This is a genomic window from Sorangium sp. So ce124 (assembly GCF_051525235.1).
Classification (GTDB): Bacteria; Myxococcota_A; Polyangia; order Polyangiales; family Polyangiaceae; genus Sorangium; species Sorangium atrum.
The window spans coordinates 7890482-7900647 of record NZ_CP150312.1; the positions used below are offsets into that span (position 1 = coordinate 7890482).

Sequence of the window (10166 nt, forward strand, 5' to 3'; positions counted from 1 at the left end):
TCGCGTCAGGCGTCGGCGATGGAGACGAGCTCCGGAGACATGCGCTCGATGGCCGTCAGGCTCCGCCGCTGCCAGCCCAGCCTCGCGTCGGTGAGGAACTCCACCTTGCACTTCTGCCCCTGGCTCGCGAGGCCGGCGATGAAGCTGATGAACGCCTTCAGGCAGCTCGAGTTCAGGAAGTAAAGGGCCCTCACGTCGAACTCGATGGCGCTCACGCGGAGGCGCGCCGCCTCGGCGTGGAGGTCCTTGAGGAGCAGACCGAGCGGCGCGACCGCCGCCATGTCGCCCGTGCCGGTGAGCTTGACGACGACGGTGTCCTCCCTCAGGGCAGGCTCGATCCCGAAGCTGTCCGTGACGACGGGCTCAACCCTTAAGCTGCTCATCGACCCTCCACCTCCCCACCGGCGCGTGCGCGATGATCGTCAGCTCGTTCCCCTCGATCTTGTAGTCCACGTCGAGCCCGCCCTCCGCGCGCACCCGCGCGAGGCCGAGCCCCGACACCCCTTCTATCATCGCCGTCTCACAGATGAGCTCGTCATAGTGCTTCACAGGATCGCTCGCCGCCTTCAGCTCGAAGAGCCGTCTCTCCACCTCGCGCAGCCGCTCCGGCGACGCCTCGTTCCGCGCGCAGATCTTCATGACGCAGGAACTCTCGCGCTCCTCCAGCGCGAGCTCCAGGCTGACCTTGGGGCCCGAGGAGTACTTGATGATGTTCTCGGCGAGCTCGTGCGCGGCCATGTAGAACCGCGAGCTCACGTTCGCGTCGTCCAGCACCATGCTGCAGAAGCTGGACACCAGCCGAAGCACGCTGTTGGCCATACGCTCGCTCGGGTGGAACGAAATGCAAAGAAACAGTGACCCGTTCTGACTCGGTTCGGACACTGACACGATTGGCGGAGCGTACGTGGTTCTCAACCCGGATCCAATCCCTTCTGCTGACACCGACGATAGCGCTCATGTAGGAAAGCGGGCGGCCTCGGGCCACAGTTGCCACAGTTACAGTTATCGAGGCGCGCTGTACCTCGCCACGACGACCGTGATGTCGTCATCGGGGCTCGGGCACCAGCCCTCGACCTCGCCGAGGATGCGGTCCCGGATCGCCTCGGCGGGCGCGCCCTGGGAGGACTCGATGGTGGTGCAGAGCCGCTCGAGGCCGAACTGCTCATGGTGCGCGTTGCGCGCCTCCGTCACGCCGTCGCTGTAGAGCACGAGGACATCCCCGTCCTCCAGGACGAACTCGGCGTCTCGCGTCATCGCGTCAATGGCGGGCAGCGCGCCGATCCAGACGCCAGAGCTCGGGATGCACACGCAACGGCGCGTCTTCGCGCGGCACACGATGATGTCGTCGTGCGCCCCGGCGAACGTCACCCGCCCGCTCCGCTCGTACCGGAGCAGGAGAAGCGTCGCGTGCTCGTCCCGCTTCAGCCGACTGCGGACGTTCTCGTACACCGCCCCGTTCACCGCAGAGAGGATGTCCCCGGGGCTGGAGCGCGGGTCGTTGCGCGTCAGGGCCGAGATCATGCTCTGGATCATCAGCATCACGAGCCCTGCAGCGAGCCCGTGCCCCGCGACGTCGCCGATCCCGAGCCAACCGCCCTCGTCCGTCGCGAGCACGTCGTAGTAATCGCCGCCGACCTCGGCGGCCGGCTTCATGACCGCGGAGAGCTCGAGGCCTTCGACCGAGAGCTGCGCCGGCACCAGCGTCGTCTGGATGCGCGCCGCGACGACGCTCTCCTGGCGGACCTTCTCCTGCTCCAGCCGCTCGCGCAGCTCCACCTGCCGCACGACCTCCCAGTGCAGCGCCGCGGCCTTGACCGCCGAGCCGATCTGGAGGCGGAGGGCGTCATAGACCATCTCGTTGGCGCCGCTGTTGAGCACCGCGACACCGAACTTCTCCTCGTCGCCGAACGCGACCGGGAGCGCGATCACGCTTCTGCGCTCTCCGCCGCCCAGGAACCCTTCGGGCGCGAGGCGGCGCGCCGGGAAGCTCTCCGCCGGCGGCTCCAGCTCGCGGCCGTCCTCCATCAGGAAGAGCGCCTTCATGGTGGTGCGCTGCGGGTCGTGCGCGGTGTCATAGAGCGACACCGCGACCCGCGAGAACTGCATCCGCGGCAGCTCCGACGCCATCATGCGCCGCAGGATGGGAAGGCTCAAACAGGTCGAGAAGCTCCGCGCGCTCCAGCTCAGGTAGAGCGACGCGAGCTCCACGTTGAGCCGCTGCTGCCCCTCGGCGCGCACGGACGCGCTCCCGATGACGATGCGCGAGGCGTGCCAGATCCGCTCGAGCGCCTCGTCGAGGACCGCGTCCCGGAGGGCCCCGTGGCCCCGGCGGTACTGCTCCCGGAGCAGCGTGATCATGCTCTGGAAGTGCTCGAGGATCGCGCCCTCGCGCCCCGCCGCGTCGAGGAGCGACTCGATCGCGCGCAGGAAGCGGCCCTCGCTCCCCTCGAGCTCCTCCTCCAGCGCCGACAGGAGCAGACCGGCCCAGCCGTCGAGCGAGCCGGCGGGGATCGCGACGCTCTTCTCGATCAGGCGCTCCACGTCGTCCCGCTGGCCAGCGGAAGGGAGCGACGCGCTCCACGCCTTGCTCGAGGGCGCGCCCACGGGCTCCACCTGGTAGCCGCAGCCGCAGGACTCGCGCAGCGTGAGCTCGACCGGGAACAGGTTGTACTCGGGGACCGGCTCGCCCTCGATCATGCGCACGATCATGTCCACGGCGCGCGCGCCGATGCGCTTGATGGGCTGGCGGATGGTGGTCAGCGACGGCTTCGCGAAGCGCGCGATGACGGCATCGTCGAAGCCGCACACGGGGAGGTCCTTCGGGACGCTCAGGCCGTGCGCCTTGAGCTCCTCGATGGCCCCGAGCGCCATGTTGTCGTTGGCGGCGACCACGGCGTCGAACGCGGCCCCGCGCCCGATGATCTCCCGCATCGCGGCGCGCCCGGTGTCGATCGTGAAGCCGCCGAACGCGACGAGGCGCTCGTCAACGCGGAGCGAGCGGTCCGCGAGCGCCCGCCGGTAGGCGTCGGCGCGGACCTCCGCCTCCTCGTTGCTCGGCGGGCCGCCGATGTACGCGACGCGCTGGCGCCCGTGGTCGTCGACGATGTGCCCGACCGAGAGATCGAGCCCGAGGCCGTTGTCGACGACGAGGCTCGGGATGCCGTCGATCGCCATCCCGAGGCTGCAGATCGGCAGCGGCGCGTAGGACCGGCAGAACCGCTTCATCCCCTCGATGCCGACGTGGTGGCAGAGCGTCGTCGACGCGACGATGATGCCGTCGACCGTCTCCGCGCCGATGAGGTGATAGATGCTGTTCTGGGCCGTGCTGGCCGCCCCGGGGAGGGCGAGCGTCTCGCCGAAGGCGATGACGAGATTGACGTCGTGCGCCTCGGCGGCGCGCTCGACCCCGAAACGCACCTCGGACTGGTACTCGCCTCGTACGTAGTCCATGAGGAGGGCGATCGTCCGGCGCTTCTTCATCGTGTCCTGCAGTCCTCGCTTCAGGCGTCCGCGATGCGCTTCAGGCGTCCGCGATGGAGACCAGCTCGGGGGACATGCGCTCGAGCGCCGTCAGGCTCCGCCGCTGCCACCCCAGCCTCGCGTCCGTGACGAACTGCACCCTGCACTTCAGCCCCTGGCCCGCGAGCCCGCAGATGAAGCTGATGAACGCCTTCAGGCAGCTCGAGTTCAGAAAGTAAAGAGACCTTACGTCGAACTCCACCGCGCTCACGGAGAGGCGCGCCACCTCCGCCTGGAGGGCCTTGCAGTAGGAGCCGAGCGGCGCGGCCGCCGCCATGTCGCCCGTGCCGGTGAGCTTGATGCTGAGGGTGTCCTCCCTCAGGGCCGGCTCGATCCCGAAGCTGTCCGTGACGACGGACTCAACCTTTAAGCTGCTCATCTCCCCTCCATCTCCCAACCGGCGCGTGCGCGATGATCGTCAGCTCGTTCCCCTCGATCTTGTAGTCCACGTCGAGCCCGCCCTCCGCGCGCACCCGCGCGAGGCCGAGCCCCGACACCCCTTCTACCATCGCCGTCTCATGGATAAGCTCGTCGTAGTGCTTCACAGGATCGCTCGTCGTCTTCAGCTCGAGCAGGCGCCTCTCCACCTCGCGTAGGCGGTCGGGAGAGGCCTCGTTCCGCGCGCGGATCTTCAGGATACAGGAGCTCTCGGCCTCCTCCAGCGCGAGCTCCAGGCTGACCTTGGGGCCCGTCGAATACTTGGTGATGTTCTCGGCGAGCTCGTGCGCGGCCATGTAGAACCGCGAGCTCACATTCGCGTCGTCCAGGATCATCCCGCAAAAGCTGGACACGAGCCTCAGCACCGCGGTCGCCAGGCGGTCGCTCGGGAAGAACGTGATGCACAGGAACAGCGATGCATTCAGGTTCGGTTCGGACGCGGGCACGATTGCCACAGCCTACGTCGTTCCCGCAGCGGAGCCAACGCCTTCTGCTCTCGCGCGAGCGCGATCGCGATCGCGATCGCGCGCGGGTGAGGGCAGACCCTACAATACAGCGCGACGGCGGGCTTTGGCTTTGACCTGCCGCGTCGGCCGCGTCGGCGCGGCCTCACAGCCGCGGGACGAGCCGCTTCCCCTGGGCCCTCAGGTTCGACACCGCCTCTCCCACGCGCTGGGCGAGCGGCAGCCCCCGGGGCACCACGTGGCCGGTCGCCCCGCCGACGCGGCCGAACGACCATGAGAGCACCGAGCCGTCGGCGTCCCACGGCGCGAGCCGCTCGCGGCCGTCGGACGGCATGGCGCCGACGAGCTCGTGGCGCTCCAGGTCGAGCGCCGCGATCCGGTCCGCCGACGAGAGCAGCAACGTCTTGCCGTCGGGCGCGGCGGCGATGTCCTCCCACTCCGCCCCGCTCACGCCCTCGAGCACCCGCTCGGTGAGGCCGGCGCGGCGGATCACGACGACGCCCGTCGCGTCCGCGAAGGCCGCGTCGCCCGGCAGGGGGCCGTCCGCGATCGCGGTCGCGCGCGGCGTGGCGTACCCGAGGACCCGCACCTCGCCCCGCGCCTCGTCGATGCGCGCCAGGGCGCCGGAGCTGAACGCGAGCCACAGCCCGGGGCCGACGTCGCCGCGCGCGGCGCTCGGGCGCGCCTCGTAGACGTAGCCGTCGGTCACCGCGATCGTGCGGGACGACAGGTCGCGGAGCGACGTCGCGACGAGGTTTCCGTCGAGCTCCTGCGTGAACAGCGTCCGGCAGGCCGCGTCGACGCCGAGCACGAGCGCCGGCGCCCTCGGCACCACCTCCACGGTCGCGCCCGTCACCGCGTCGAACAGCGTCCACACCCCCTCGTCCCGGCGGTACCCCATGAGCCGGCCGTCGTCGCAGGCGCGCAGCAGGTGGCCCTTCCGCGCGGCCGTGCGGCGCCGCGAGCCCTCGTCGTACAGGCGCACCTCGCCGCCGATCTCGAAGGCCACGACGCCCCCGCGCCGCAGCGCGGCGGCGGCCGAGGCGGCCGCGTCGCGCGCCTCGGGGCTCCCCTCCGGGTCGAGCCCCTCGAACCCGAGGAGGCGCTCCGCGGCGGGCGCGCCCGGGCTGAACAGGACGAGGTCGCGCGTGAGCACGCGCCGGTCCGGCAGCCGCCACCCGCCGACGAGCGCGTGCGGGCCGACGTCGCGCTCGGCGATGTCGGCGATCTCGCCGCGCGTGCGCAGCGGCCGCGGCGCTCCCTTGCCCGGGGACGCCTCGCACGGCGAGCCCTCGGGAGGCGGATCGCCCGCGGCCCGACCGCCCTTCCGGAGGTAGTGCCAGACGCTGCCGCCGCTGCCGCACACGCCCAGATCGAGCCCGCCGGCGTCCCAGCGCGCCGACGCGGGCGCCGGATCGGTGTCGAGCTCGAAGAGCGGCGCCTCGGGCCGGTCGAGGGCGTAGATCGCCGTCCTGCTCTGCTGCACGAGCGCGATCACGGGATCGCGCGGGCTGAACCGGCCGAGCACGGCGGGCGCGCCCAGGGTGATCTCGTCGCCCGCGCCGGCGCCGGGCCCCCAGAGCAGCGCCCTGCGCCCGAGCACCGCCGCCACGTGCGCGCCGTCGGGCGAGACGCCGAGCACGTTGCCGCGGAACGGGTGCCGATCGACCGCCTCGGCGCCGCCGCCGCGCCGCATGTCCCAGCGCGCGATCCCGCCGTCGGTCGAGCAGGCGAGGACGGGCGCCGCCTCGGCCGCGTGGACGGCGCTGCTGCAGCGCACCGGCGCGACCGCGGCCAGCGCGACCGTACCGCCCTCCCGCAGCCGGAAGACGCGGACCTCGCCGGTGACCGAGCGCGTCGCGAGCGCCGTGTCGAACGCGAACGGCACGCGCTCCACGTGCGGGGCGTCGTGCGGCCGCAGCGCGAGGACGCGCGGCGATTTGGCGCGCGGGGCGCTCTCCGGATCGGCGTCGAGCGCCACGTCGTCGATGACCTCCGGGTCGGGCGGGCGCAGGTCGGCGACGAGCAGCGAGCCCCCGGGGCCGCCGGCGATGACCCACCGATCGTCCCAAGGCAGCGCCGGCCCCACCACGCCGTCGACGGTCAGGAAGCGCGCGCGCGGCAGGCCCACCGCGGCGGACGCGAGATCGAGCGGCAGCGCCGCGTCGTCCGCGCGCCGCGCGAGGGCCGCGGCGATCCACGCGGCGCGGTGGTACGGGTCCTCCGTGCGGCGCGCCTTGCCGATGAGCTCGGCGAGCTCGGCGCGCTCCTCGGCCTCGCGCGCCTTGGCCTCCGTCTGCGCCTGGCGCGCCGCGACCCACCGCTCGGCCACGAACGCCGAGGCGACCGTGAGCCCGAGCGCCACGGCCGCGCCGATCTTCTTGGCGCGCTGGGCGCGGGCGTGCCGGAGGCTCTCGCGCACGAGCGCCTGCTCGCGCCGCGGCAGCCGCGAGACGAAGGCCGCGCTCTTGCTCACCTGATCGAGCAGGTCGCGGCGCAGGAGGAGATCGCGGCTCTCGCCGGAGCGATCCCACACGTCGGCGGCCTCGCGGAGCCGCTCGAGCAGGATGAGCCGCTCCATGTGCAGCGCGCGGGTGGCGGCGGCGTGCGGCCAGCTCGAGACGAGCGACTCGTGGGCGAGCTCCACGGACCTGTCGCGGCGGACGAGGAGGCGCGCGCGCTCGAGGGCGCCGAGGACGCGGTCGACGTCGGCGGGCGGGGCGGCGACGGCCTCGACGAGCTCTGCCTCGGCCCAGCGGACGCGCGACCCGTCCATCGCGCCGAGCCGGAGCAGCGCCTCGTCGGCGATCGCGCGGTCCTCCGGGGCGAGGGCTTTGACAGCGGCGTCGGCGTGCCGCGCGAGGGCGCCGCGCACGCCGCCGAGCTCCTGCCAGGTCTCGCCGCTCAGCGCGCCGCGCGGGTCGCGCGCGCGCTCCCACCATTCGGCGAGGGCGAGCGCGATGAACGAGAGCGCCGCCCCGCCGCTCCGGAGCTCGCGCTGCGCCTCGGCCGCGACCTGGGCGAGCCCGCGCACCTCGGCGCCGGCGAGCTTCGCCGGGCCTGCGACGAGGTCCTTCACGGCGGCGGCGGCGGGCAGCCCCACGTAGCGCAGCGCGGCCCGGAGGCCCTCGCCGGCCGGGGTGGCGAGGAGGGCCGCGGTGCGGTCGTCGGCCTCGTCGAGCACGCCGATGAGCCGGAGGCCTCGCCGCGGCTCGCCGGTCGCGAGCGCGCCCACGAGGGCGGCGAGGCGCCCGTCGCCGAGGGGCGCGATGGGGTCGACGATCAGCGCGACGCCGACGGCGGACGCCATGCAGAACCTGGTGAGGGCGTCGAGGTCCGCGGACTCGAGCTCCGGCGAGACGGCCGCGAGCGCGCGGGCGAGGGCGCCGTCGGGGTCGTCGCCGGGGGTGAGGCGCGCCTCGATCCAGTCGTCCTTCTGGTCGACGTGGCGGCGCGCCAGGTGGGGCACGAGCCCCGCGGAGGCGAGCGAGGTCTTGCCCGATCCGCGCGGCCCCTGGAGCACGACGCACGGCTCGAACTCGAGCTCGCGCCCGAGGCGCGCGGCGTCGTCGTCGCGCCCGAACAGGAGCCCCTCGTCGGTGGACGAGAGCGGCGCGAGGCCCCTGTACGGCCGGTCGGGGACGCCGTGGGGCCGCTCCCAGACCTCGTCGAGCAGCTGCGTCAGCTTCCCCGGCGTGACGCGCCGGTGCGCGGGGTCGACGGACAGGAGGCGCTGGAGGAGCGCGACGAGGCCGCGCGGCAGCCGCGCGGGGTCGCGCTCGAGGTCGCGCATGGTGCCGCGCAACGTCGCGGCGCGGAGCTCGGTCCACCAGGCGGAGACGCTCGCGGGATCGGAGCAGTCGTCCGGCTCGTCGGGCACGGCGTGCGGGAGGCGCCCGGTGGCGAGCTGCGCGATGCAGACGGCGAGCGCGTAGGCGTCGGTGGCGGCGGTCGGCTCGGCCATCTCGAGCACCTCCGGCGCCATGAAGCCCGGTGTTCCGATGACGTTGCGCGCGGCGGCGGGGCTGTCCGCGCCGGCGAAGGCGCGGCGCGTGGAGGCGTAGACGTCGCGCTCGGCGAGGAACGCCGCCGTGCCGAGGTCGCTCCCGCCGCTGTCGTGGCCGCCGCCGACGGCGACGGCGGGGGGCGCGCCGGAGGCGCGGGAGACGGGGGCGCCTGCGCGCCGCGAGATGCCGAAGTCGAGGACCTTGAGGGCGCCGTCCTGCGTGAGGAACAGGTTGGCGGGCTTGAGATCGAGGTGGACGACGCCGCGCGCGTGGATGACGTCGAGCGCGCCGGCGACGTCGCGGGCCCAGGCGACGACGCGGCGCCAGGGGATGCGGCGGCGGAAGCGGATCAGGTCGGCGAGGTTCCGGCCCTCGAGCAGCTCCATCGAGACGAACGGGGTCTTCGGCGCGCCGTGGAGGATGCCGGCGGCGTAGATGGTGACGAGCGACGGGTGGCGGAACGAGGCGAGGAGCTTGGCCTCGTCGGCCCAGTCGGCTGCGTCGGCGAAGTCCGAGACGAGGAGCTTGAGGGCGACCTCGCGGAACGGCGCGCCGTCGGGCAGGAGCTCCTCGGCGCGCCACACGTCGCCGAAGCCGCCCCGGCCGAGGCGGACGCGGAGCCGATAGCGGCGATCGAGCACGTCGCCGGGGGCGCGCGCGAGCCCGCCCGCGGGCATGGGCACCGGGCCCGGATCGCGGGAGCTCCCCTCGTCGACGAGCGTGCGGTCCATCGCGGGACGACGGTATCACCGGCGCAGCGAGAGGTGGACGGTCCCGCTCACCGCAGCCCCCGACGCCGCGGCGGTCCGCCCGGCTGCGTGGACATCGGAAGCCCGGCGCGCGACACTGCCGCACATGGGAGAAGCGGCGCCGCGACGGAAGCTCTCGCCGGAAGAATACCTCGATCTTGAGCGCGCATCGGAGGCGAGGCACGAGTACGCCGGCGGCGAGCTCTTCGCGATGTCCGGCGGTACGTTCGAGCACAGCGCCATCGCCGCGAACATCGGCCGACTGCTCGGCAACGCGCTGGGCGAGCGCGGATGCGTGGCGCTCAACTCCAACATGCGCATCAAGATCCCCGCCGCGGATCGCTACGTCTACCCGGACGGCTCGGTCGTCTGCGGCCGCCCCGAGTTCGAGGACGAGCGGCGCGACACCCTCCTGAACCCAGTCCTCGTGATCGAGGTGCTCTCCGATTCGAGCGAGGCGTACGATCGCGGCGACAAGTTCGCGCATTACCAGACCGTGGCGTCGATCCGAGAGGTCGTCCTGGCGTCACAGAAGGCGCCTCGCATCGAGGTGTTCGCGCGCCAGGCCGACGGGAGCTGGGTGCTCCGGGTCCATGGCCCCGGCGCTCGGGCTGCGCTGTCATCGGTGGGGTGTGAGATCGGCGTGGACGACGTGTACCGGGGCGTGCTCGCTGCCACCAACCTCTGAATCTGTGGTTTCAGCGACACCGCATCGAACCGGTCCACCAGCGCTGTAGCGGGGAGTCGCCCCGGTTCAGGACGAAGACTGTCATGACGCCAAATTCGCCACTTCGCTCCATTCCCGCACGGAATGCCCGGGGAGGCGCCCCGAGGACGCCGCCCGAGGTCGCGAGGAGCGCTGAGCGCCGCCAGGCTGGACTTCCATGCCTTGCCGCGTATTCTGCCGGCGGGCGAGCCTCTGTCCGACCGGGGGACGGCGGAGGCTCGAGATGATGTGTGGGGGGCGTCACGCTCCTTTGGGTGGCTGA

Annotated in this window: 7 protein-coding genes; 1 reads left to right on the forward strand and 6 read right to left on the reverse strand. The window is 72.9% G+C overall.

Annotation, left to right across the window (positions count from 1 at the left end; genetic code table 11):
- Positions 1-5: 5 nt before the first annotated feature.
- The 6 genes from WMF19_RS29515 to WMF19_RS29540 all read right to left on the reverse strand — a co-directional run bounded on the left by WMF19_RS29515 (position 6) and on the right by WMF19_RS29540 (position 9159).
- Positions 6-383, reverse strand: coding sequence for a hypothetical protein (locus WMF19_RS29515; protein ID WP_437893404.1), 378 nt, complete (start codon positions 381-383; stop codon positions 6-8).
- A complete protein-coding gene (locus tag WMF19_RS29520) occupies positions 364-819 on the reverse strand; it encodes a hypothetical protein (RefSeq protein ID WP_272094116.1) in 456 nt (151 codons plus the stop codon). Before WMF19_RS29520 ends, WMF19_RS29515 begins: the two co-directional genes overlap by 20 nt.
- A gap of 183 nt (positions 820-1002) precedes the next feature.
- Positions 1003-3480: a SpoIIE family protein phosphatase gene (locus WMF19_RS29525; RefSeq protein ID WP_437893406.1), complete on the reverse strand. Its 2478-nt coding sequence runs from the start codon at positions 3478-3480 to the stop codon at positions 1003-1005.
- A 40-nt stretch (positions 3481-3520) separates the two neighbouring features.
- The gene (locus tag WMF19_RS29530) at positions 3521-3898 is read right to left on the reverse strand and encodes a hypothetical protein (RefSeq protein WP_437323200.1); all 378 of its coding nucleotides are present in this window, start codon (positions 3896-3898) and stop codon (positions 3521-3523) included.
- Complete coding sequence (locus tag WMF19_RS29535) at positions 3879-4412, reverse strand: hypothetical protein (RefSeq protein ID WP_373372160.1); 534 nt, start codon at positions 4410-4412, stop codon at positions 3879-3881. Before WMF19_RS29535 ends, WMF19_RS29530 begins: the two co-directional genes overlap by 20 nt.
- Before the next feature lie 154 nt (positions 4413-4566).
- Positions 4567-9159 (reverse strand): nSTAND1 domain-containing NTPase, encoded by a 4593-nt coding sequence (locus WMF19_RS29540; protein WP_437893407.1) that lies wholly within the window; start codon positions 9157-9159, stop codon positions 4567-4569.
- 124 nt (positions 9160-9283) lie between these two features.
- Here WMF19_RS29540 and WMF19_RS29545 point away from each other — a divergent pair, with 124 nt between their 5' ends.
- Positions 9284-9865 (forward strand): Uma2 family endonuclease, encoded by a 582-nt coding sequence (locus tag WMF19_RS29545; protein ID WP_437893408.1) that lies wholly within the window; start codon positions 9284-9286, stop codon positions 9863-9865.
- The last annotated feature ends 301 nt before the right edge of the window (positions 9866-10166 follow it).